This window comes from Xanthomonas sp. MUS 060, from assembly GCF_000963215.1.
In the GTDB taxonomy this organism is placed as follows: Bacteria; Pseudomonadota; Gammaproteobacteria; order Xanthomonadales; family Xanthomonadaceae; genus Xanthomonas_A.
In genome coordinates this window covers 319,095-341,929 of the sequence record NZ_JZIM01000001.1, presented here as the reverse complement: position 1 = coordinate 341,929, position 22,835 = coordinate 319,095, and the positions used below count along the sequence as shown (strand labels likewise).

General features: G+C 62.6%; 20 protein-coding genes and 2 pseudogenes. 5 read left to right on the top strand and 17 right to left on the bottom strand.

Annotation, left to right across the window (positions count from 1 at the left end; all coding sequences use genetic code 11):
• Nucleotides 1–479: 479 nt before the first annotated feature.
• Nucleotides 480–629: a hypothetical protein gene (locus XANALMUS060_RS20445; RefSeq protein ID WP_161795340.1), complete on the bottom strand. Its 150-nt coding sequence runs from the start codon at nucleotides 627–629 to the stop codon at nucleotides 480–482.
• Nucleotides 607–1,452, bottom strand: coding sequence for a TrmH family RNA methyltransferase (locus XANALMUS060_RS01575; protein ID WP_045728107.1), 846 nt, complete (start codon nucleotides 1,450–1,452; stop codon nucleotides 607–609). The genes XANALMUS060_RS20445 and XANALMUS060_RS01575 overlap by 23 nt, the downstream gene beginning before the upstream one ends.
• A 574-nt stretch (nucleotides 1,453–2,026) precedes the next feature.
• On the opposite strand from XANALMUS060_RS01575, the gene XANALMUS060_RS01570 reads away from it, so the two are divergent.
• The 3 genes from XANALMUS060_RS01570 (at nucleotide 2,027) to XANALMUS060_RS01560 (ending at nucleotide 5,164) form a co-directional block, all read left to right on the top strand.
• Entirely contained in the window at nucleotides 2,027–3,067 is a 1,041-nt protein-coding gene (locus XANALMUS060_RS01570) for a hypothetical protein (protein WP_045737082.1), read from the top strand.
• 256 nt (nucleotides 3,068–3,323) lie between these two features.
• Complete coding sequence (locus XANALMUS060_RS01565) at nucleotides 3,324–4,067, top strand: polysaccharide deacetylase family protein (RefSeq protein WP_045736848.1); 744 nt, start codon at nucleotides 3,324–3,326, stop codon at nucleotides 4,065–4,067.
• A complete protein-coding gene (locus tag XANALMUS060_RS01560) occupies nucleotides 4,064–5,164 on the top strand; it encodes a glycosyltransferase family 4 protein (protein ID WP_045736847.1) in 1,101 nt (366 codons plus the stop codon). The genes XANALMUS060_RS01565 and XANALMUS060_RS01560 overlap by 4 nt, the downstream gene beginning before the upstream one ends.
• 574 nt (nucleotides 5,165–5,738) lie before the next feature.
• On the opposite strand, the gene XANALMUS060_RS01555 is transcribed toward XANALMUS060_RS01560, so the two are convergent.
• The 4 genes from XANALMUS060_RS01555 to XANALMUS060_RS01540 form a co-directional block, all read right to left on the bottom strand.
• Nucleotides 5,739–6,017: a hypothetical protein gene (locus XANALMUS060_RS01555; protein WP_045736846.1), complete on the bottom strand. Its 279-nt coding sequence runs from the start codon at nucleotides 6,015–6,017 to the stop codon at nucleotides 5,739–5,741.
• Nucleotides 6,018–6,298: 281 nt separating this feature from the next.
• Nucleotides 6,299–8,209 carry a sulfate adenylyltransferase subunit CysN gene (gene cysN / locus XANALMUS060_RS01550; protein ID WP_045737081.1) on the bottom strand — a complete coding sequence of 637 codons (1,911 nt, stop codon included), beginning with the start codon at nucleotides 8,207–8,209 and terminating at the stop codon, nucleotides 6,299–6,301.
• A 5-nt stretch (nucleotides 8,210–8,214) separates the two neighbouring features.
• The gene (gene cysD / locus XANALMUS060_RS01545; protein WP_255352337.1) at nucleotides 8,215–9,234 is read right to left on the bottom strand and encodes a sulfate adenylyltransferase subunit CysD; all 1,020 of its coding nucleotides are present in this window, start codon (nucleotides 9,232–9,234) and stop codon (nucleotides 8,215–8,217) included.
• 156 nt (nucleotides 9,235–9,390) lie between these two features.
• Nucleotides 9,391–9,861 (bottom strand): hypothetical protein, encoded by a 471-nt coding sequence (locus XANALMUS060_RS01540; RefSeq protein WP_235430297.1) that lies wholly within the window; start codon nucleotides 9,859–9,861, stop codon nucleotides 9,391–9,393.
• 155 nt (nucleotides 9,862–10,016) lie between these two features.
• Here XANALMUS060_RS01540 and XANALMUS060_RS01535 point away from each other — a divergent pair, with 155 nt between their 5' ends.
• Nucleotides 10,017–10,574: an O-acetyl-ADP-ribose deacetylase gene (locus XANALMUS060_RS01535; protein ID WP_045736844.1), complete on the top strand. Its 558-nt coding sequence runs from the start codon at nucleotides 10,017–10,019 to the stop codon at nucleotides 10,572–10,574.
• Nucleotides 10,575–10,748: 174 nt separating this feature from the next.
• On the opposite strand, the gene XANALMUS060_RS01530 is transcribed toward XANALMUS060_RS01535, so the two are convergent.
• The 5 genes from XANALMUS060_RS01530 to XANALMUS060_RS20920 form a co-directional block, all read right to left on the bottom strand.
• On the bottom strand, nucleotides 10,749–11,753 hold the full coding sequence (locus XANALMUS060_RS01530) for a class I fructose-bisphosphate aldolase (RefSeq protein ID WP_045728114.1): 1,005 nt from the start codon (nucleotides 11,751–11,753) through the stop codon (nucleotides 10,749–10,751).
• A 259-nt stretch (nucleotides 11,754–12,012) separates the two neighbouring features.
• Nucleotides 12,013–12,321, bottom strand: coding sequence for a hypothetical protein (locus XANALMUS060_RS20440; protein WP_161795367.1), 309 nt, complete (start codon nucleotides 12,319–12,321; stop codon nucleotides 12,013–12,015).
• Between the two features lie 70 nt (nucleotides 12,322–12,391).
• Entirely contained in the window at nucleotides 12,392–13,012 is a 621-nt protein-coding gene (locus XANALMUS060_RS01520) for a hypothetical protein (protein WP_045737079.1), read from the bottom strand.
• 689 nt (nucleotides 13,013–13,701) lie between these two features.
• Nucleotides 13,702–15,168, bottom strand: a complete 1,467-nt coding sequence (gene pyk, locus XANALMUS060_RS01515) for a pyruvate kinase (RefSeq protein WP_045728116.1) — start codon at nucleotides 15,166–15,168, stop codon at nucleotides 13,702–13,704.
• A 410-nt stretch (nucleotides 15,169–15,578) separates the two neighbouring features.
• Nucleotides 15,579–15,728, bottom strand: a complete 150-nt coding sequence (locus tag XANALMUS060_RS20920) for a hypothetical protein (RefSeq protein WP_162484716.1) — start codon at nucleotides 15,726–15,728, stop codon at nucleotides 15,579–15,581.
• On the opposite strand from XANALMUS060_RS20920, the pseudogene XANALMUS060_RS19470 reads away from it, so the two are divergent.
• Nucleotides 15,715–15,842, top strand: a pseudogene (locus tag XANALMUS060_RS19470) (IS5/IS1182 family transposase); the annotation flags it as partial. The gene XANALMUS060_RS20920 and the pseudogene XANALMUS060_RS19470 sit on opposite strands and share 14 nt — an antisense overlap.
• A gap of 250 nt (nucleotides 15,843–16,092) precedes the next feature.
• Here XANALMUS060_RS19470 and nagA read toward each other — a convergent pair.
• The 6 genes and pseudogenes from nagA to XANALMUS060_RS01480 form a co-directional block, all read right to left on the bottom strand.
• Nucleotides 16,093–17,238, bottom strand: a complete 1,146-nt coding sequence (gene nagA, locus XANALMUS060_RS01505; protein WP_045736842.1) for an N-acetylglucosamine-6-phosphate deacetylase — start codon at nucleotides 17,236–17,238, stop codon at nucleotides 16,093–16,095.
• Nucleotides 17,238–18,266, bottom strand: coding sequence for an SIS domain-containing protein (locus XANALMUS060_RS01500; protein WP_045736841.1), 1,029 nt, complete (start codon nucleotides 18,264–18,266; stop codon nucleotides 17,238–17,240). The genes nagA and XANALMUS060_RS01500 overlap by 1 nt, the downstream gene beginning before the upstream one ends.
• An 8-nt stretch (nucleotides 18,267–18,274) precedes the next feature.
• A complete protein-coding gene (locus tag XANALMUS060_RS01495) occupies nucleotides 18,275–19,342 on the bottom strand; it encodes a LacI family DNA-binding transcriptional regulator (protein WP_045737078.1) in 1,068 nt (355 codons plus the stop codon).
• A gap of 42 nt (nucleotides 19,343–19,384) precedes the next feature.
• Complete coding sequence (locus XANALMUS060_RS01490) at nucleotides 19,385–20,665, bottom strand: sugar MFS transporter (RefSeq protein WP_045736840.1); 1,281 nt, start codon at nucleotides 20,663–20,665, stop codon at nucleotides 19,385–19,387.
• A 35-nt stretch (nucleotides 20,666–20,700) separates the two neighbouring features.
• Nucleotides 20,701–21,456 (bottom strand): GntR family transcriptional regulator, encoded by a 756-nt coding sequence (locus XANALMUS060_RS01485; protein WP_045737077.1) that lies wholly within the window; start codon nucleotides 21,454–21,456, stop codon nucleotides 20,701–20,703.
• 551 nt (nucleotides 21,457–22,007) lie between these two features.
• Nucleotides 22,008–22,628: pseudogene (locus tag XANALMUS060_RS01480) on the bottom strand (expansin EXLX1 family cellulose-binding protein); the annotation flags it as partial.
• Nucleotides 22,629–22,835 lie beyond the last annotated feature (207 nt).

The following is a 22,835-nucleotide window of genomic DNA, read 5'->3' as shown; positions in this document are numbered from 1 at the left end:
GGATGGGACGGTTAGTAGGAGATGTATCCCTCCCAAGCGGAGGACTTCAGGCTCTTCTTGGAGGAGAGTAGGTTTTTGATGGAAAAAAGCAGCTTCATGGAGATATCCTCGGTTTGAATGAAGAATTACCTTTACGGCGGCGTGATTGCATCGTTGATTTATATCCGCTGTAAAAATACAGCGGATATGTCAATCAGTACCAGTGCGGCCAAGAGTAGGACTTCAGGCTCTTCTTGGAAGAAATCAGACCTTTGATGGTAAGCATTAGCTTCATAAGCGATATCCTCGTAGCAATAATGGATGACCCTTTCGGGCAAGCGATTACATCGTTTACAACCATATTGACACTGCGCGGGAATCCACTATGTGGCGAAGCCCGCGCTTGAAGCCTACCCCGCCATCGCAGGATGCGCAAACACGAAATCATGCACCTGCGCACAAAATTGCATCGCCATATGCAATCTATTCATGCAATACGCTCAGCGCATGATGAGATGCCGCGCGCGACCGCTGCGGCGAGGAAGTTGAAAAACATCAGATGACGTCAACACCCGCATCGACAACATCGCGACAACATCACAGTCCGCATGTTGCGTGCAGCGCAGCTCAATCGCCTTGTCGTCGATCATTCGGCAACGGGTGACGGCAGCGCCATGCCCCCAGCAACACGGCGGTCGCCGCAGCGACATTGAGACTTTCCACCGCGCCGCTGCCGGGAATCGACAGACGCAGGTCGCAGGCCTGCGCGAAATCGCGATCCATACCATCACGCTCGGCGCCCATCACGTAGATAAGGCGTTGCGGTAACGCGGTGGCGAACAACGCGTCGCCGCCCTCGACCAGCGTCGCCGCCAAAGCAAAATCGGCGTTGCGCAGTTGCGCCGATGCCTGAGTGGGCGCAGGCAAGCGCACCAGCGGCACCGCCTCGGCACCACCCTCGGCGACCCGCGCGGCGGCACCGGACAAGGCCAACATCGCCCCTTCCGGCAACAGAATCGCGGCCGCGCCGAAGTGTGCAGCCGAACGCAGGATGGCACCGAAGTTGTGCGGGTTGCCGACCCCATCCAGCCACAGCGCCAACACTGGACCTGGCGCCAGCGTCTGCAACCAATCTTCCAGGCGCAACGGCGCTTCGCGCAGCACATCGGCAACCACGCCTTCATGGTGCGCACTGGCGGCGAGCTTATTCAGATCGGCCTCGTCCACTACCCGGTAACCGACGCGATGCGCCACGCACCATTTGAGCAACGGCTGCAAGGCGGGAATCCGCGCCTGAGCCAAATACAACTTGCGGATCGCCTCGGGCCGCCGCGCATACACCGCGCGCACGGCATTCAGCCCGTACAAACGCAACTCGTCGCGATGGGCATCGGCCACAGGCTCGGACGCACTGCGCTGCCTCGGTGCAGGTGTCCGCGTGCCACGCGGACGATCACCCCAAGGCGAGCTCATCGGTCAGCACCCGCACGCAACAGCACTCCGACAAAGCAGAGACAACGCCTAAGTAAGCGCATGGCAGCTTCCTGAAAGCACACGGGTCACGCGTCGGATCGACGCCATTGAGTGATTTTCGCGCATCCAGGGCCAGCGGGTCGCATCGGCACGTTCTCGAATCTGGACACTGCGGAAATGGTTGCATCGACCTACGCATTTGTCCACAAATTAGACCAAAAAATAAAAAAAGATCCACAGTCGTGACCGTGATGCAACTCCAACCTTCGCCAACGATACCGAATTCACTAATTTATCTGCTGAATTTTGACAAGAACGCCACATCGGCACAACGCCACATCGGCACAATTCATCTTCCCCCGCCCCCCCCCATCGACTAGACAGGCATTTATCGAACCGATCTACACCGCTCAGCACACTCGTTTTCTCGCACGGCAATTCCGCATCGACGATCCAGCTTGCGCGTGTCGACGCGTCAGCCTAGACCACGAATGCGTGAACTACCGGGAACGCACTTGCAGGCATTCAATACAAGGCGATTACAATGACACTCAACACACATTCCACACACTCCGTGGCAGGACGCCATCGTCGTCATCCCAGCCTCGCACTGACGCTTTTACTCGCGCTGCTAGGCCTCAGCAGCGCTAACGCGCTGGCTCAGGATGTGCCCGACGCACGCCTGATACGGGTAGGCGACATGCAAGCCAAGCACAAACCCGCCGGCGTCCCCGACGATTACGTGCAGACCCCGTTCGGCTACTTTCCACCTGCCTGCGTCCACCACGTCGGCAGCGACGAACGGATCCTGAAGGACGGTAGCGTGCAACACGCCAATGGCGTGCAGGAACACGTCCAGGCATGCACCCAGGACAACTTCACAGCCAAGGGCATCCGGGTACATCCGGACGGTCGTGGCGTGGATGGCCTGCAGGTTCGCGGCGGCACCGCACTGACCGCCTCCAAATCGCGCGGCTCGGTACCGCCACCGATCACCCACGACTGGGTCCAGTGGGCCATTGACGTGACCAGCACCAAGATGGGCCGCATCGTCGCGCGTTGGAAAGTACCGCAGAACCCGACCAACGCCGCCAACCAGACGGTGTATTTCTTCCCCGGTCTGCAAAGCGACGATCCGACCATCCTGCAACCGGTGCTGGGCTACCGCGGCTACAACGACTCCTGGGATCTCAGCAGTTGGAACTGCTGCCAAAAAGGCACCGTGTGGTCCAGCGATTACATCCCGGCCAATGCCGGCGATCAAATCGTGGGCGATACCTATGCCACCTGTAACAAACACATTCCCTGCTCGAACTGGAACGTCGACACACGCAACCTGACCAGCGGCCAGAGCGTGCGGCTCAGCACCAATTACGACATCGATTCGGACACGCACCTGGTGGTGGGCGGCGCGCTGGAAGTGTATTCGGTGGACAGTTGCGACCAGTATCCACCGGACGGCAGCATCACCTTCAATAAAATCGCGGTGTACGACTACAAGCTACGCCATGTGCGGTCGCCAGACTGGACTTCCAATAGCGACAGCTCCAGTCTCGACGTGCAATGCAACTACGATGTGGAAACCACCGCCACCTCGGCCACGATCTCTTACTGAGATCGCGTCTACCCCGCGCCGCCGCTGCCTGGCGGCGGCGCGGCAGCGGAACCACCCACACCCGTCGGACTGCGGCGCTACGGGGCATGCGGACTCTGCCCTGATGTCGGCGAGCGCCCCCATCACCACGCACGCCCGACCCAGTCCGGCAACAACGCGCGCCATGCTCCATGCATCTGCGGCAACAGACCAGCATGCGCGAGCTGCGCTAAGATTCCCTATTGCCCATCGCGCCCCTGTCACCGAGCCGTTCCCGATGCTTTCCCAGACCACCGCCACGGCCCGCATTCCGATTTTCATGTACCACAACATCGCCGAAGCGCCGCGCCACCTGCGGGTTTACCGCAGCCTGTACGTGACACCCGCGCGCTTCGCCCGGCAGATGCGCCTGCTGCAACGGCTGGGCTACCGTGGTGTCTCCATGTCCGATGCCATGCCTTATCTGCGTGGCGAGCGCCAAGGCAAGATCGCCGTCATCACCCTGGACGATGGCTATCTCGACAACCTGCACGCGGCGCTACCGGTGCTGCAACGGCTGGGCTTCACCGCCACCGTGTACATGGTCAGCGGCTGCATCGGCCGGTACAACGTCTGGGACGCGCAGAAACTCGGCATCGAAAAGCCACTGATGAACCTGGACGAACTGCGCCGCTGGCGCGCTGGCGGCATGGAGATCGGCGCGCACACCCGCTCGCACCCACACCTGACCAGCTGCAACGATCCCATGCTGCGCGAGGAGATCGGCGGCTGCAAACGCGAGCTGGAAGATCTGCTCGGCGAAGCCGTGCCGCAATTCTGTTATCCCTATGGCGACGTGGACGAGCGCGTCGCCGAAGCCGTGCGTACCGCCGGCTATACCGCCGCGACCAGCACCCGCCGCGGCCGCGCCGTGGCCGGTTCCGATCCATGGCGCTACCCGCGCATCCAGGTCGCACGCCACCATCTACTGCCGCACTTCGCGCTGCGTGCCCTGACCGCCTACGAGGATCGCCGCGCATGAAATTCCTGTTCGTCGGCACCAACGCGGAGGCCACTGGCGCGGCCACGCATTTCGTGGCCCTGGCGCAGGCGCTGGACAGCGTCGGCCACGATGTGGAAGTGATCGCCTGCGCGGGTGGACTGATCGCCGAGGAACTGCAGCGCAGCGGCATCACCGTGCATCTGGGGCATTTCCGCAACGTGCTGGACCCGGCCGGCTACGCACCGCTGCTGCGCGCGGCCCAGCGCAGCAAACCGGATTGGCTGGTCGGCAACTTCGGCAAGGAATACTGGCCGCTGCTGCTGGCTGGGCGCACTCTCGGCATCCGCGTGGCGCTGTTCCGCCATCGCACACCGGCGATGAGCGCGCTGTCCGGCTACGCGATCCCGCGTCTGGCCGCACGCTTCTTCGCGGTATCGCACTACGCACGGCAGGCGTATCTACAGCGTGGCGTACCGGAGGCGCTGGTGCAGGTGCTGTACAACCCGGTGAACATGGAGCGGCTGCGTCCGGATCCAGCGCGGGGCCAGGCCATCCGCCGCGCGCAGCAACTGCCGGAGGATGCAATCGTGCTCGGCTACAGCGGACGCATGCACGCCGGCAAGGGCATCTTCCCGCTCTTGCAGGCCGCGTCGGCGGCGATGGCACTGGAACCACGGCTGCATTGCCTGTGGCTTGGCGATGGACCGGACGCGGCGCAGTTGCAGGCGCAGGCCGCCACTCAGGACAATGGCGCGCGCCATCGCTTCGTCGGCTGGGTCAACGACACCACGCCCTACTACAACGCGATGTCGATGCTGGCGTTTCCGTCGCTGGCACCGGAAACCTTCGGCCGGGTCTCGGTGGAAGCGCAAGCCAGCGAAGTGCCGGTGCTGGCCAGCGACGTCGGCGGGGTGGCCGAAACACTGGATGCGGGCATCAGCGGCGAACTGCTGCCGCCCGGCGACGTGGACGCTTGGCGCGATGCCATCGTGCGTCTATGCGATACGGCGCGGCGCCAACGCATGGGTCAGGCCGGACGTGCGTTCGTCCAGCGCCACTTCGGCGGCGCGGTGATCGCCGCGCAATTCGTCCAGTTGCTGGAACAGCCGCGCTGCGCTCCGCCACCGCGAGCATAGACACAAACGGGCGTAGTTGCGGTGATGCAAATGCCAGCGATTGGAACGCGCGCCGTCTCGTTTGCGATGGTCTACAGGTCGCTCGCACGAGGCGACGATTCTCGCTCATCCAGCACCATCGCCGACATCTCCGCGCTCGAATCGGGGCAGCACAAAATGGTTGCATCGACCCGCGCATGCATCTACAAATAAATCCAAGAAAGAAAGCAGCCAACAAGATTCAACTGTACCGCACTTCCAATGTTTAACGGCCATGCCGGATTCGCAAATGCATTTGCTGAATTTTTACAAGAATGCCACATCAAAGCGGCCCACCGTCGCCACTCCTACAGCCAGCATGCAGGTCACTATTGAGCCAACCTAGATCACTCAATACCCTCATTTCGCACACGGGAATTCCGCATCCGCGACCCAGCTTGCGCGTGTCGACAGCAATCCAGCACCCGAATACCGGGCCTGCCAAGGACACGCTCGCATTCACTCACGACAAAGCGATTCCAATGAATCTCAACGCAGATCATCCAACATCCGTGGTCCGCCGCTGTCGCCACCATATCGACAGCGCATTGATTTTTTACTTGTACTGCTCGGCATTGGCAGCGCCACCAGCACCGCCCTGGCCCAGGAGCATGCACCAGACACACGCCTGATGCGTGTTGCCGACATGCAAGCCAAGCACAAACCCGCCGGCGTCACCGACGACGACGTGCAGACCCCATTCGGCTACTTCCCACCCGCCCGCGTCCACCACATCAGCAAAGACGAGCGCATCCTCGAAGACGGCAGCATGCAACACGCCAATGGCATGCGCGAACAGACAAAGCGTGCACTCTCCGCCATGGAAATCCAACAACTACAGTCCCGATCTCGACGTGCAATGCAACTACGATGTTGAGACACCCCCCACTTCGGCCAATATCTACGACTGAGTTGAGCCATCCGTCGCGCCGCAGCTGCATGGCGGCGCGCCTTTTATGACGATGGCAAGGCGCAAGTGCAAGCTGGCATTAGCCGATCACTCGCGTGCGTGGCCGACACACACCCGACTTGCGCGAAGCAACAGGCTGGATTAAGCCCGCGTTATCGCCTGGTCGAACACCGGAACGCATGGGCCATCATCCCGCACCTGCGCCCTCAATCGTGCGCCTCCAGCCAAGCGAGCACCTGCGCCGCGAGCGCGGGCACATCTTCGCCATCGGCGCGCAAGTGCAGATCCGGCTGCGTCGGCGGTTCATAGGGGGAATCGATCCCTGTGAAGTTGGGAATCTTGCCGGCGCGTGCCTTGGCGTACAGCCCTTTGACGTCCCGCGCCTCGGCCACCTGTAACGGCACATCGACGAATACTTCGACGAACTCGCCAGGCGCAAAACCTGCCCGCGCCATCTCGCGCTCAGCGCGAAACGGCGAGATGAAACTGACCAACACGATCAGCCCGGCGTCGACCATCAGCCGCGCCACCTCGGCGACGCGACGGATATTCTCCACACGATCCTCGTCAGTGAAACCCAAATCGCGATTGAGCCGATGGCGCACATTGTCGCCATCGAGCAGAAACGTATGCCGGCCCTGCGCATGCAAGCGTTTTTCGACCAGATTGGCGATCGTGGATTTGCCGGCACCGGACAGGCCGGTGAACCACAGCACGCGCGGCGTCTGCCCCTTGATCCGCGCACGCGCCGACTTGTCCACGTCCAGATGCTGCCAGTGCAGGTTGCCGGCGCGGCGCAGCGCGAAGTCCAGAGTGCCTGCGGCGACGGTGGCATTGCTGTGCCGATCAATAAGGATGAAACCGCCGAGCGTACGATTGCGCTTATACGGGGCGAACGCGACCGGTTGATCCAGCGCCAGATTGCAGTAGCCGACCTCGTTGAGTTCCAAACGCTTGGCGGCGAGCCGTTCCTGCGTGTTCACATCGATCCGGTATTTGATCTCGCTGACACTGGCCGACACCGTGCGCGTGCCGATCTTCAGCCAGTACGGGCGACCGGGCAGCAATGCGGCATCGTCCATCCACAGCACATGCGCGGCGAACTGATCGGCCACCTCCGGCGGATCCGCCGCCGCGGCAATGACGTCGCCACGGCTGATGTCGATCTCCTCGACCAGGGTCAGCGTGACCGCCTGCCCGGCCACTGCGCACGCCACCTCAGCCGCACCGATCAACACCTGCGCAACATGGGAACGACGCCCCGACGGCACCACGACCACCGCATCGCCCGGCTTCACCTCGCCCGCTGCCAAGGTGCCGGCGAAGCCACGGAACTGGTCGTGTGGACGGTTGACCCACTGCACCGGCAGGCGTAACGCGCAATCGGGCTGTTGCGTTTCCAGCTCCAGGCTTTGCAAATGTTCCAGCAACGCCGGGCCGGCATACCACGGCATGCGTGCCGAACGCTGCAACAGATTGTCGCCCTCCAGTGCGGACAGCGGAATGCACTGGACTTGATCGATGCCCAGTTGCGCGGCCAACGCCCGGTATTCCACGGCGATGGCCTCGAAAGTCTCGCGCGCGAAATCGACCAGATCCATTTTATTGACCGCCAGCACCACATGCCGCAGCCCCAGCAGCGCCACGATATAGCTATGCCGACGGGTCTGGGTCAGCAGCCCCTTGCGCGCATCCACCAGCACCACCGCCACGTCGGCAGTGGAAGCGCCAGTGGCCATGTTGCGGGTGTACTGCGCATGCCCTGGACAATCGGCAACGATGAACTTGCGCGTATCGGTATCGAAGTAACGGTAAGCCACATCGATGGTGATGCCCTGCTCACGCTCGGCGGCCAGACCGTCCAGTAACAGCGCATAGTCGATGGCCCCGCCGCGCGTGCCATGGCGCTTGCTGTCGGCACCGAGCGCGGCAAGTTGATCGTCGAACACTTGCTTGCTGTCGTACAACAGTCGCCCGATCAACGTACTCTTGCCGTCATCGACACTGCCGCAGGTGATGAAGCGCAACAGTGGCTTGCATTCGTGTCGATGCAGATAGCGCGCGATGTCGGATGCTCCGCCGCCCTCCTCCGGCTCTGTCGCCTGCCCACGCTTCATGCCCATCAGAAATACCCCTCGATCTTCTTCTGCTCCATCGATGCGCCCGGATCCCGATCGATCATGCGTCCCTGGCGTTCGGAGGTGGTGGTCTGCAGCATCTCGGCGATGATCTTTTCCAAGGTATCGGCCTGCGACGCGATGGCGCCCGTCAGCGGATAGCAACCAAGCGTGCGAAAACGCACCCGACGTTGCTGCGGCACTTCGCCCTCGCGCAGCGGCAGGCGCGCATCGTCCACCATGATCAGCGCACCGTCGCGTTCCACCACTGGACGCTCGGCAGCGAAATACAGCGGCACCACCGGAATCGCTTCGCGATAGATGTACAGCCAGATATCCAACTCGGTCCAATTGGACAGCGGAAACACGCGCACGCTCTCGCCCGGATGGATGCGCGGGTTGTACAGAGTCCATAACTCCGGGCGCTGCTGCTTGGGATCCCAACGTTGGCGCTCGTTGCGAAACGAGAACACACGCTCCTTGGCCCGCGCTTTTTCCTCGTCGCGGCGCGCACCGCCAATGGCGGCATCGCACTGCCACAACGCCAGCGCCTGCTTCAACGCCTGCGTCTTCATCACCTCGATGTGCACACGGGCACCATGCGTAAACGGGCCGATGTTCTGCGCCACCCCATCGGGATTGATATAGACACGCAGATCCACTCCGGTCTCGGCGGCACGGCGATCACGAAAGGCGATCATCTCGCGGAATTTCCAGCGCGTATCCACGTGCAGCAATGGAATCGGTGGCGACGCTGGCGCGAACGCCTTCAACAGCAGGTGCAACAGCACCGAACTGTCCTTGCCCACCGAATACAGCAGCAGCGGGTTACGGAATTCGGCCGCCACCTCGCGCAGGATGTGGAGACTCTCGGCCTCGAGCCGGTCGAGGTGGGACAGGACGCAAGCGCTCATCGCAACGAAGTCACATGCAGTGGAAGGCCGAAGCGCAGAGTAACAGCGTGGACGATGCGTGGGGCTGGACAGGGTTTTGACCCGCCCGCTCAACCCAACCGCTAGGGACATCGATATCTCAAGGCAGGCACGACTATGTGAGCTTACCCAGCATACCGAATCGGCTCATCAGGGCCGGCTCCAATACCGCTGCCGACCTTGCTCGCCTTGTCACTGGACTCGGCAGCACCCAGGCACGCCAGGCGCGTCATACCTGATGCAGTCTCACTAGCGATACAGCCACCAGGCCGCGCCGGCAACTGCACATAGCAACCCCAGCATGGCCCAGCACCAGACACTGACACGATTGCCAGCAACCCCCGTGCCCCCGGCGCCCACTGACAACTCCAGACGATGATAACGTTCGACCCTTGTGATCGCCTCGCGCAGCGGCATCTGCGGATAGTGATCGAAAATTAGCCTGGCCACTTTATGCCGCTCGCCACAGTGCAACGCCATTTCACTCGTCGGTGGCAGGCGCGGCGCGGTCGCACTCTTCATCGGGTGTTCGCTCGCATGCTTGTTTTTGTCGACAACCACGGACACATCGGCCCTGGCATAACGAGCGAGCAGTTGCGTGACCAACTGCTCCGCATCAGCATGCAACCATGACTCGACCTGCAACTTCGCACTGTGCAGATCCATGTTGCGGTGGGTACGCAATAGCTTGATCGCCTGAATGATCTTGCCACGCGCCAAGGCATCGGCGACAAGTGGCGGCGGCAGGTTTCGGTTCATGTCGCAGATGTTGAGATGGCGATGCGACAGTCTTGCCATTGGCAAGTTAAGCGGCCGTGGCAACGGAAGATCGCAGCCTCACACTTCCATCATTCGACCCCCATAAAGATTCCTGCATGAAGATCGATATTTGGCAAGGCGACATCACCCATCTCGACGTGGACGCTATCGTCAACGCCACCAACGAATCACTGCTCGGCGGCGACGCAGTGGACGATGCGATTCACCGCGCCGCAGGCGCGGAGCTGCTGGAGGAATGTCGGCGACTACCGGAACTCAAGCCAGGCATACGCTGCCCGGCCGGTGAAGTACACGCCACGTCCGGCTACCGGCTCAAAGCGCGGTATGTGCTGCATACGGTCGGCCCAGTCTGGCGAGATGGCCAGCACGACGAACCAGCGTTGCTCGCCAACTGCTACTGGCGTGCTCTGCGCCTAGCCGAGCAGATGGGCCTGGAGTCGGTCGCGTTCCCCCCGATCAGTTGCGGCACCGCTGGCTACCCGCTGCACCAAGCAGCACGCATCGCGGCGACCGAGACCGACGCCTGGCGGCGCACGCATGCCTCGCCCAAGCGCATCATCCTGGTGACCTACGATGCGACAACCTACAAGGCCTATCAGCAAGCCATGGCCCAGATCACGATGCAGCAAACAGGTCAGGCGCAGGTCGCCTGAACCCACGCCATAGCGAGAAATGCCGCAACCCATCGCACAGCAAACCGACACCGCAACGACTCAGTGTCCGTACCGAACGGCCAATGCCAAAGTGCACAGCACAGAGGCATCGCACACACCGATCAAAAAGAACGCCGGCCAGCGCCGTCCGATGCGAACTGGCCGAACGACACCTCAGCCGCGCCACTTACCCAGTGCGGCCAAGCTGTTTTCCTTGGCCCGTTCGTACACCACCTGCTGTGCCTTGGCGACATTGCCCTTGATGTCACGCGACCACAGCTTCAACGCGGCCTGCTGCATCGCACGACCATAAGAGAAACTCAACGGCCACGGCAGGGATCCAAGCTGATTCATGGCATTGAGATGTGCGGTGGATTGCTCGTCGGTTTGCCCGCCAGAGAGAAACACGATGCCCGGCAGAATCGCCGGCACGGTGCTCTTGAGGCACATCACCGTGGACTCGGCTACTTCCTCGACGTCGGCCTGCTCTTCGCAGCCCTTGCCCGCGATCACCATCGACGCTTTCAGAATCGTGCCTTCCAGGACCACGTTCTGCTCGTACAGCGCACCGAACAGCGCGCGCAGCGTGGCCTCGGTGACTTCGTAGCAAGTTTCGATGTCGTGGTCGCCGTCCATCAGCACTTCCGGCTCCACCATCGGCACCAGACCCTGCTCCTGGCACAGCGCCGCATAGCGCGCCAGCGCATGCGCGTTGGTTTCGATGCACACGCCGGACGGGATGTCCTCGCCGATGGTGATGACCGCCCGCCACTTGGCGAAGCGCGCACCGAGCGCGTAGTACTCCTGCAGGCGCGCACGCAGGCCATCCAGACCTTCCGTGATCAGCTCGCCAGGCATGCCGGCCAGCGGATACGTGCCATTGTCGACCTTGATACCCGGGATCAGGCCGTGCTCGGCCATGTACTTGGGAAACGGCACGCCGGCCTTGGTCTTTTGACGGATCGTCTCGTCGTACAGGATGGCGCCGGAAATGTGCTCGCTCAGTTTCGGCGTGGTCAGCAACAGTTCGCGATAGGCCCGGCGATTTTCCTCGACATTCTCGATGCCAACGCTGGCAAAGCGCTTGGCGATGGTGCTGGTGGATTCGTCGATCGCGATGATGCCCTTACCCTGGGCAACCATCGCCTGAGCGGTTTCGGCAAGCTGTTCGATGCTCATGGGATTCCTGCGATACGGGGGAAGGCCCAGTATATCCCGGTCACTCGCAGCGATTCGGCACTGACGCACTGGCACTGGCAAAGCTCGACCGCAGCATCGCGCCGTTTCTCGACAGACGCCACATCCATCAGCGCGATACGCTCACCCAGTACGTCGCATCGGCCATAGACGCCAGATCGATCGTAGTCCGCATGCTCGATCTCGTCGGCGCAATGGCCTGGCTTTTTGTTGCTCAATCCTGGGGCGCAAGCGCCCAGCTTCACCGCGTCGCAGCAGGTGTCGGCGGAGACAGCTGTTTCGATGGGCCGCCCGCGCCCAATCCATTAGGAAACGCCAGCGGGCAGACCTTCGCATACAACGCCGAGGAGACCGCGTTGTAACATTCAGGATCGGTGACGACGAATGCGCCAGTCGCGGGATTGACCGGCGCCCAGCAATCCGTGGGTACACCGATGGTGCAAAACAGGAAGGGATTGTTGTCGTAGTACGGAATGAAGACGTACTGGGCCGAGGCGTGCATGGAAACCGCACACAAGCACAATGCTGCAAACCATCCATATGATTTCATCACGCGCTCTCCTCGGTTGGGGCCATTTACTTCTGCGTATGAAAGGAGCGAGACGCCAACAGGTTCGTCATCACTGCGACAACGCCGCTGCAAGCGTGCCGGCCTGGACCACCTGCCCGATCAATTTGTTATCGTCGGCGCCATTCATTGCCTTGCGCGACAGCCGCGCCTGATCGTCCTTGAGCGCAAGGATGTAGGTGTCGTATGCCTTCATTTCGGCCTGCCAATAGTTCAGGTCCATGGCGTTCTGCGCGACGAAGCGCTGGGTCTCGTTGTCATTGGCCGCAAGGGCGCCCTGACCAGTCCCTACACTGTCGCGCTGGAACTGCACCCACTTGAACTGCTCGTTGCGCTGCATCAGGCGCTTGAGCATACGCACGGTTTCGTTGTATTGGGCGTTCTGCGCCAACACGATGCGTCCGCACACCTTGGTCTGCTCGTCCACCACGCCGCCCTGCATGTCGGGCGCGATCGAAGTGAACTTCTGCAGCAGACCCGATATCCCGCTCTGGCTGGCACCGGGGCAGCTATCGGCAAGACCGTAGTTCGACGGACGCTCGGGGAAGCTGTCTGGCATTATGGAGTCGCCAAAATTCAGCCGCGGCAAGTTGATGAGCTGCTGCCGGTACTGCTCGGCCGTCTGCGTCCAGCGGTTGGCCTGATTGAGATATTCTTCAGCGGCTTTCTCCAGGGATGCCGGGTCATGGACGATCCACTGGGCATTGGCCGGCCCGGCGATCAGTCCAAGGGCAAGCAACACCCAAGCAAACGAACGCACTGGACGGACTGAAAAGACGGAAAGAAGCGTTCATGACGAATCTCGGCAAGTCTTGTTCGGTAATAAAGGCACGCGGAACAGATGACAGCCGGATCCGATGCGCAGGGAAAACCGGCGACAAAGCCCCCTATTGTGCGCAACGAAAACGCCGGAAACCTCCCAGGGTTCGTGAGAACCGCGGGAAAGCGACCGACCGTGTGATCCGCTGGGCGCATCGTCCCTGATCTGCGTATGAGGCAGCGTGAAAGAACTTTGGCATAGCCCTTGCTGAATTTCCACTGCACGGCACGACAGCGCAGCGGCTACGCGCACGCCCCGCCTTAATTCACCTAGTTCTAGAGCGCGTGGTAGGAAAATCCCTACCCTCTATCGCGGGGTTTCCCGATCAGCCCGCCCATTGTTGGCGTCCGCTCCCGCGCGACAGCATCGCCCGTCCAGCGCCGGAGGAATCCTCGGCTCGACTACCGTTACCCGCATCCGCCCCGCACAGAGACTCGCGTCGGCACTCGGGAAAGCAACGCGCTACAGGCGTGCAGGGAAGAAACCGCGCGACGCTGGAGACGTCGCGCGGGCGGACCGCGCCCGTAGGCGCGGCGGCGCGATTACAGATCGCCCAGACCAGTGGCGTTGCCGTCCGCACCGACTTCGAGCAGGCGCAGCGTATTGGTCGCGCCATGGGTTTCCATGTGCTCGCCGCTGGTGAACACCACACGGTCACCCGGCGCCAACAGGCCGGCATCGACCAGCAGGCGGATGGCGCCGCGTGCCGCTTCGCGCGGGGTCAGGCCACGGCTGTCGAAGTTGATCGGGAATACGTCACGCATCATTGACATGTGCCGCCGCGCGCCATCGTGGCGGGTGACCGCGAAAATCGGCGCCTTGGCGCGGAAGCGCGACAGATAGCGCGGCGTTCCGCCAGACTCGGTCATCGCCACGATGGCGCGCACGCCCACGTGCTGGGACAGGAACATCGTCGCCATCGCGATGGCCTGGTCGGCGCGCTCCAGATTGCGCGGCGCCATGCCGAAGTCGGTCTCGGTCTCGAACTGGCGCTCGGCGCCCAGGCAGATGCGCGCCATCGCCTCGACCGCGCGGATCGGATAGGCACCGGCGGCGCTTTCGGCCGAGAGCATCACCGCATCGGTACCGTCGATCACCGAGTTGGCGACGTCCAGCACTTCGGCGCGGGTCGGGATCGGGCTTTCCACCATCGACTGCAACATCTGCGTGGCGGTGATCACCACTTTGTTCTGCGCCAACGATTCACGGATGATCTTCTTCTGCAGACCGGGCAACTCGGCGTCGCCGATCTCCACGCCCAGGTCGCCGCGCGCGACCATCACCACGTCCGAGGCCTCGACGATCTCGGTCAGGTTCTCGATCGCTTCGGTGCGCTCGATCTTGGACACCAGCAGCGCATCGCAACCGTGGGCGCGGGCGATCCGCCGGGCATCGTTCATGTCTTCGGCATTCCGGCAGAACGACACCGCGATGAAATCCACGCCGATCTTGGCGACGATAGCGATCAGTTCCTTGTCGCGCTCGGTCAACGCGCCCAGCGACAGCCCGCCGCCCTGCTTGTTCAGCCCCTTGCGGTCGGACAGCACGCCATCGTTGAGGACGCTGGTGACGATGCGCTCGCCCTGCACGTCAGTCACCTGCAACTGCACCAGACCATCGTCCAGCAGCAGCACATCGCCCGGGGCCACGTCCTGCGGCAGGCCGAGGTAGCTCACGCCCACCTGGGTGGCGTCGCCCGGCGCGGCATTGGGGTTGGCGATCAGGTCGAAGCGCGCGCCAAGCTTGAGCGAGACCTTGCCTTCGGCGAAGCGCTCGATGCGGATCTTCGGGCCGGGCAAATCGGCGAGGATGCCGATCTCGGCACCGACGCGCGCGGCGGCGGCACGCACCGCGTCGGCGCGCTTGGCCTGACCGGAAGGGTCGCCGTGGCTGAAATTCAACCGCACCACGTTGACCCCGGCGCGGAACAGATCCTCGAGCACGCCGGGCGGGTCGGTGGCCGGGCCAAGGGTGGCGAGAATTCTGGTACGGCGCTGGCGTTCGGTCATGACGGCATCCTTCGGAAAAGCATTCAAAGCTAGCACACACACTCATCACACAGAATGTCATTGTGTCATGGTCGCCCGTACACCCCGGCATGACGTGCACACCATGCGCAGCAGTATGCAGCCGCGCATGCGCCGAACGGCTTAGCCAGCGCGCTGCAAACAGGCCGGCGGAGGCCCTTCCCCAGGCCGCATCCATCGCGATGTCCCGACCCACTCCGTCCTTCCTGGATATAAACACTCTTGGCACTTTAGCTTGGCGAACTGCAACTGCGACACACCGTGCGCCAGCCCGGCCTGACAGGCCAGCATCGTGGGCAAGTCGTTGCGCCCAAAGCCCCGCGGAGGGGGGATGCCCAAACATCCAGTTGCGCGATCCGACGCGCCTTCCTGGAACCGAAGAGCGCCATGGGTTATCGCCCACCGAGCGTCGGCGGCCCGCCCATGACCGGCCCCTGCTGTGCGGCTTGTGCGTTGATCTGCGCGTTCTGCGCTTGAAGCGGCGCATTGACCTGCGCCTGTTGCTGCTCGAACTGCTGCACCTGCTGCATCGACAGCACCATCGTCCGGGCGCATCAGCACAGCGCCGGGGCAAAAGGGGTCAGCCGCACGCCATCGGACGCAGCCGCGGCGGACTGAGCAGCAAGATCCACGCAGTGGTCGATGCCCTGGGCAATCCGGTAGCGTTTCATCTGACCGCAAGCCAGGCGTCGGATCTGGAAGGTGCTGATGTCTTGTTGCCCCATTTGTCGCGCTCGGCGCCTTGCTTGCTGACCGAGCCTACGACGCCGGCGCACGGGTCATCGAGCCGATTATGCGCCAGCGATGTACGAACGCGCATCGCGTCGCACACCCGGGCACGGGTACCGCAACCGCAATGGCATCCTGGCAAAGCACCCATCGCCTCGACGATGTGGCTTGACCGAACTATTCCATCTCCCCACCGATCCAGGTATGCCGCACCTGCAACGCGGCATCGAGCAGGACCAAGTCCGCCTGGTAACCGGGTGCGATGTGGCCGTAACGATGATCCAGGCCCAGGCATTGCGCCGGATACAGCGACGCCATCCGCGCAGCTTCCTCCAGCGGCAGACCAAGCCAGCGCACGGTATTGCGCACCGCGCTGACCATGTCCAAGGCTGAACCGGCCAGGGCACCGGCAGCATTACGTACCACGCCATCGATCGCGGTGATGGTCTCGCCATACAAGTCGAACGCCGGGCTGTCCGCGCCCACCATCGGCATCGCGTCGGTCACCAGGAACAGCGAGCCGCGCGGCTTGGCCGCCAGCGCCACGCGCAGGCTGGCCGGATGCACATGGACGCCGTCGACGATCACCCCGCACCAAGCGTCACGGTCTTCCAATGCGGCGCCAACCGCTCCAGGATCACGCCCCTGCAGCGGCGACATCGCGTTGTACAGATGGGTGAAACCACACACACCCGCGTCCAAGCCCGCACGGATTTCTTCATAGCTGCCGGCGGTGTGCCCAGCGAACACGCGCGCACCGGTCGCGACCAAGCTACGGATGCTCTCGGTCGGCAAACGCTCCGGCGCCAAGGTGATGAGAGTGACGCCGTTATCCAGCGAACTCACCAGGGCCAGCTCCTCGGCGTCGGGCACGCGGAACTTGTCGGCATTGTGGGTTCCCTTGCGCGCCGGGGCCAGATACGGGCCTTCCAGATGGATACCGAGCACGCCCGGCACGCCATCGGCGATGGCCTGGCGAGTGGCGGCGATGGCCGCGCGCATCACCTCCACATCGTCGCTGATCAAGGTCGGTAGATAGCCGGTGGTACCGTAACGGCGGTGCGCCTGGCCGATGCGGCGCAGCGCGTCCACGTCGGTGCGGTTATTGAACAACACCCCGCCGCCGCCATTGACTTGCAGATCGATAAAGCCAGGCAGCAGAGTGCCGCCGCCCAAATCGTGCTGCACCGGCGCCGCCGCAATACGCGGATCGGCATCGTCGAGCAGTGCGAGGATGCGTTCGCCATCGAGCAGCACACTGAGGCCGTCGAGGAAACCATCTTCGCCAAGCACGCGCGCGTTGCGCAGCGCCGTTTTGGTCATCACACCGTCTCCGTCACTTTGTTCAGATGCGGCGGCAGATCCGGGTTGTAGCCGCGGCGCAGCGCCAGTGCATTGATCGCACGGTAAAAACTCTGGATCGCCAGCAACGGCGCACAGGCAGGATGCGGGGCCGCGACCAACGGCAGATCGCCGGCGGCGCTGGCAAGCCAAACCTGCGCGCCACGGCTACGGAATTCCCCAGCCAGGCGCCTGGTTCCCTCGCCCGCCTCGTCGGGTTGATCGAACGCCAGCACTGGAAAACCCGGGCCGACCAGAGCCATCGGGCCGTGCTTGACTTCCGCCGAACTGTACGCCTCGGCGTGCAAACCGCAAGTTTCCTTGAATTTCAGCGCGGCCTCCTGCGCCGCCGCCAGACCCAGGCCGCGATCGATCACGAACAAATTGCGGGCATCGACCAAGCCATCGGTGAGCGGACGCCAATCGGCCTGCCAGGCCGAACCCAGCGCCTGCGGCAGCGCCTGCAGCGCCGCCAACAACGTCGGATCGTTTTTCCAGTGCGCGCCGAGTTGCAGAATCGCCGCCAGCGAGGCCAGATAGCTCTTGGTCGCCGCCACGCTCTTCTCCGGGCCGGCGCATAGCGGCAGGACGGTATCGGCCAGTTGCGCCAGCGGCGAATCTTCGACGTTGACCAACGCCACCACTCGCGCACCGGCCGCCTTCGCCGCTTCGGCGTTGCGCAACAGATCCGGGCTCTTGCCCGATTGCGAGATCACCAGGTACAGCGCGCCGCGCAAGCGCAGCGGCGCAGCATAGACCGAGCCGACCGACGGCGACGCCGAGGCGGTCACCGCGCCGAGCTGGGTCTCGAACAGATATTTGGCATAGGTCGCGGCGTGATCGGAGCTGCCACGCGCACAGGTCACCACGAACGGTGGCGGATCGGCACGCAGTGCAGCGGCGAGCGCGCTCACCGTGGCCTGGTTACGCTCGAACTGGGCGGCGATCACCGCAGCGGCTTCGGCAGCTTCGCGGAACATCAAGGTTTCGGTTTCGGAGGGCAGCACCATGGGCAAAGTCACATCGGGTCGGGAGAGGAAGAAGGGCGGACATGGGGTTGCATCGGCGCGGTCGAGCCACGCACCACCAGTTGCGGCACGAACCCCTGGTTATGCAACGCCGCTGGATGATCTTCGTAGGCATCGCTGCGCAACTGGCCAATCAGCAGCCGCGCGGCATGGCGGGCGATGTCTTCGGTCGCTTGTTTGGCGGTCGTCAGCGCCGGCCACGACTGGCGCGAGAACGGGCTGTCCTCGAAGCCGGCAATGGACAGATCGTAGGGCACGTTCACCGAAGCCGACTTGGCCGCAGCCAGCACGCCAGCGGCGATTTCGTCGTTGGAACCGAAGATCGCAGTCGGCGGCTCGCGCAACGCCAGCAAGCGCCGCGCGCCACGAAAACCATCGTCGAAGGTGTAGTCGCCCGGCACAATCAGGTGCTTGTCCAACGCAATACCGTAGTCCTTCAGTGCGGCCTCGTAGCCGGCGTAGCGCTCGCCGCTGGAGCGATGCGCGATGCCTCCCCAGAGGAAACCGATGCGCTGATGACCGAGCTGGATCAGGTGTTCGGTGATCTCGTAGGCCGCCGCACGGTCGTCGACATAAACGCATCCACCGTCCTTCGGGTCCTCGGTGGCGGCGATGATGCGCACGCTCTTGATGCCGCGCGCGGCCAACGCCGCGACCAGTTCCTTGCGCTCGGAGATCGGCGCAGTGAGAACCAGCCCGGCTAGACGCGAGCGTTGGGTCCATTCGGCCAGTTCCTCGGCCAACATCGGCGCGGTCGAGTCGCAGGGATGGATCTGCACACCAAAGCCGGTCTCGCGACAGGCGGCAAGTACTCCATTCTGCAAGCCGATGATGTGATACGGATTGGGGTTGTCGTATACCAGCCCGATCACGAACGGGGTGATGCTGCGCAGGTTGCGTGCCGAGGGATCCGGCTCGTAGTCCAGTTCGGCGATGGCATGCAGAACGCGCGAACGCGTGGCCTGCATCACCGACGGTTCGTTGTTGATGACCCGCGAGACGGTTTTCAACGACACCAGCGCGCGTTCGGCGACGTCTTTGATGGTCGGTCTACGCATACTGCGTTCCTGTGCGCCGGGAAGTGCGCTCATGATGCGCAATCATGTGCGGGCGATGGCCTGACCGACGCGGTGGCCAACCAGCGAATAGAACAGGATGTACAGATAGCAGGGCAGCATCAACAGCAAAAACACCAACTGAAAATCGACATGTTGCTTCAGCACCGCGAACAACTGCGGAATGACCGCACCACCGGCGATGCCCATCACCAACAATGCCGAGCCGATTTCGGTGCAACGACCCAGGCCCTTGATCGCCAGCGGAAAGATTGCCGGCCACATCATCGCATTGGCGAAGCCGAGCGCAGCGACGAACCCCACCGACACATAGCCGTGGGTGAGATACGCGCCAACCGAGAACAGCATGCCAAGCAGCGCCGACACGCTGAGGTAACGTGACTGCGAAATCAACGTCGGGATCACCACCAGGCCGACCACATACCCCGCAAGCATCAACGCCAAGGTAAAGGAGGTAAACAACTTGGTCTGGTCCAGTGGCAGGTGGAAGCCATTGCCGTAGGTACCGATCGCGTCGCCAGCCATCACCTCCACACCCACATACACGAACAGGCACAGTACGCCCAACCACAGATGCGGGAACTGGAAGATGCTGTGCCTCTGCGCGGCGCCACCAACCGCCACCGGCGTGGCATTGGCTTGCTCGGCCTGCAACTCCGGCAACGGCGAAAACAACACGCCAATCGCCACCACCACCAGCACACAGGCCATCACCATATACGGCATATGGATTTTGGCAGCGAAGGTGGCAAGCAGCATTTCCTTGGTCGCCGGATCGGCTGCCTGCACCTGCGCGGCCAAATCGCCGATGCCGTGCAACACCAGCGTGCCGATCAGGAACGGCGCCATGATGCCGGCAATTTTGTTGCAAATACCCATCACCGCGATGCGCCGCGCCGCGCTCTCGATCGGGCCAAGAATGCTGATGTAGGGATTGACCGCGGTCTGCAACAACGCCAGACCACTGCCGATCACGAACAGCCCAACCAACGCACCCGCATAGAAACGCTGCGTGGCGAACTGCCCGAATAGCGCCGCGCCAAGCGCCATGACCAACAGACTCAAGGCCAGGCCCTTCTTCATACCAGTGCGTTTGAGAATCCACGACGATGGCAACGCCAGGAAAAAGTACGACAGGTAGAACACCATCAACACCAGGAAGGCGTTGACCTCGTTGAGATCGAACGCCAAGCGCACGAAGGTGATCAACGGCCCATTGATCCAGGTAAAAAAGCCGATGATGAAGAACAACAGGCCGACGATGGCAATCGAAACCAAAGGATTGTTAGGCCGAGCGTTGGTCATGGGCGGGGGCTCCGTGGTGGCGCGAGGATCGGCGATCAGCGTCGCAGTTCGGCGACGAAATCGTAGTAGTCGTTATGGCAATACGTGTCGGTCAGTTCGATCGCGCTGCCGTCGCGGGCATAGCCGACCCGCACCACGTGCAGGATCGCCTCGCCTTCCTTCATGGCCAGGTGTCCGGCCAACCGCGCCGGCAGATTGATGGCACGGAAATGCTGCAGTGCGCGCACCACCGGGGTGCCGCGCTCGTCCAGGTAGGCATAGAGCGAATCGACGATCGCCTTGGGATCGGGCACGACATACTGCGGCAGCACCGCTTCCTCGTAGGCCATGACCCGGCCATCGGCACTGCGCAAACGGGTCAGCTCCGTCACGGCGGTGTCCGGCGACAACCCCAGGCGCAGGATCTCCTCGCCGTGGGCCGGACGGGTACGCCGCTCCAGCCAGCGCGTCCCTGGCTCCAGCCCTTCCATGCGCACGGTCTCGGTGAAACTGGCCAGGCCGCTAAGTTGATGCTGGATGTGCGAGGTGACGAACGTACCGGCACCTTGCCGGCGCGACACCAGGCCTTGCTCGACCAGGGCATCCACAGCCTGGCGCAGGGTCACACGCGATATCTGCAGGTGTTCGCACAGTTGGCGCTCGGCGGGCAAAGCCTCGCCCGGTTTCCACTGGCCAGCCTTGATCGCCCCCACCAGCTTGCTCGCCAATTGCAAGTACAAGGGCGTCGGCGCATCCGAATCCACAGCCAGCCCCCGCAACCTAGGGTCGGCAGGCGGCTTGGACTTGGTCATCGTGCTCTCCAGACCGCATGGATAGATCATATCCAATATAGTACCAATCCATGCGATGTGCACGCTGCGTGACGAATCGGTACCGGACACCAGGGCAATGCCGCGCCGTTAGCCAGCATCGCAGGACGTATGGCGGCATGGTCGGCGGTGCCGCCCTGCCCCGACCATCGGTTTCGGGCATGCGGCGACCCGGACGGGCCGCTACCGCTAGCAGATGCGCCAGGGGTCATCGCCCTGGCAGAGGTCATCGACGCCCCCCAGAGCAGACGCGATGCGACGGATCTCTCAACCCGACAGCGGGTTTATCTACAACGAATAAGAGGAGCTAACAAGACCACTGTGTCGCCGCCAGAGGGGCGTGGGCAGTGCTCGGAACTCACATACCGCCTCGGACCCTGTGTGCCGTCCGCGCCCACCCGAGAGCCACTGGCGACGTTTTGTTAGCCACTCCAAGACCAATCCACGCCGCATCATCACTCGCCGCAAACGGACTGCTGGCACGAGCAAGCCCCGGCGTCACAACACCGGGGCCTGGCTCACATCACATTCTCTCAATGACGCGACCGGATATCCTGATCCCGCGGAAACTGGACATGCCCATCAACGAGATAAGCTCCCCGGTTCCCATAGGTAGGCATGGGCGGAATCGTATCGGTCACCACCATGCCGCGAATATCGGTGATGCGTACCTCGAGCATCTGCGCTCCAACATTTTCGCCGACGAAATGGTTGTAGTCCATCTTCGGCAAACTGATCCAGTCGCCGCCCTTCTTGTACTCGAACTTGACCACCGGGTAGAGATGGTTGCGTACCTGGATTGCGGCCCAATACGGCGAACTTCCCTCTTTGATTCGATACACTAGGTTACCGGTGATCGGTGCTTGCACCACTTTCCAACTGATCGGGATGCGACCGGCGCTGGTATCGCCAATGGAAGAAAACGCATTGGGCGACAGATCCAAATAGCAATTGTGGCCTTCCGGATATATGTCGGTGACATACACGGTGGCGGTGCCCTTGGGACCTTGCACCTGCAGATACGCACCGGCCAACGCAGCCTTGACCCCGCCATAATTGAGCTGTGTCGGGTTGAGCGCAGTGATCATTGCATCCGGCGGAATCGGATCAAGCAACAGGGCGCCACCAGAGTATCCAGAGTAGGTATAGGTCGCAGCGCCATTACAGACCCCGCTCCAGTCATCGGCAGAAGCGGGTGGGACGATGGCAATCAGACTCAGCACGGCGAACAAACCGGCACTGCGTAGGACGGCGCGAATATGTCGTGCTTGCATAATGGTTTCCTAGTCAATGGGCGCGGTGCGCCACGCGGCGACAGGGCGGTTGCCCTGCAAGACGAATGTGGAAGATGCACGTATGCA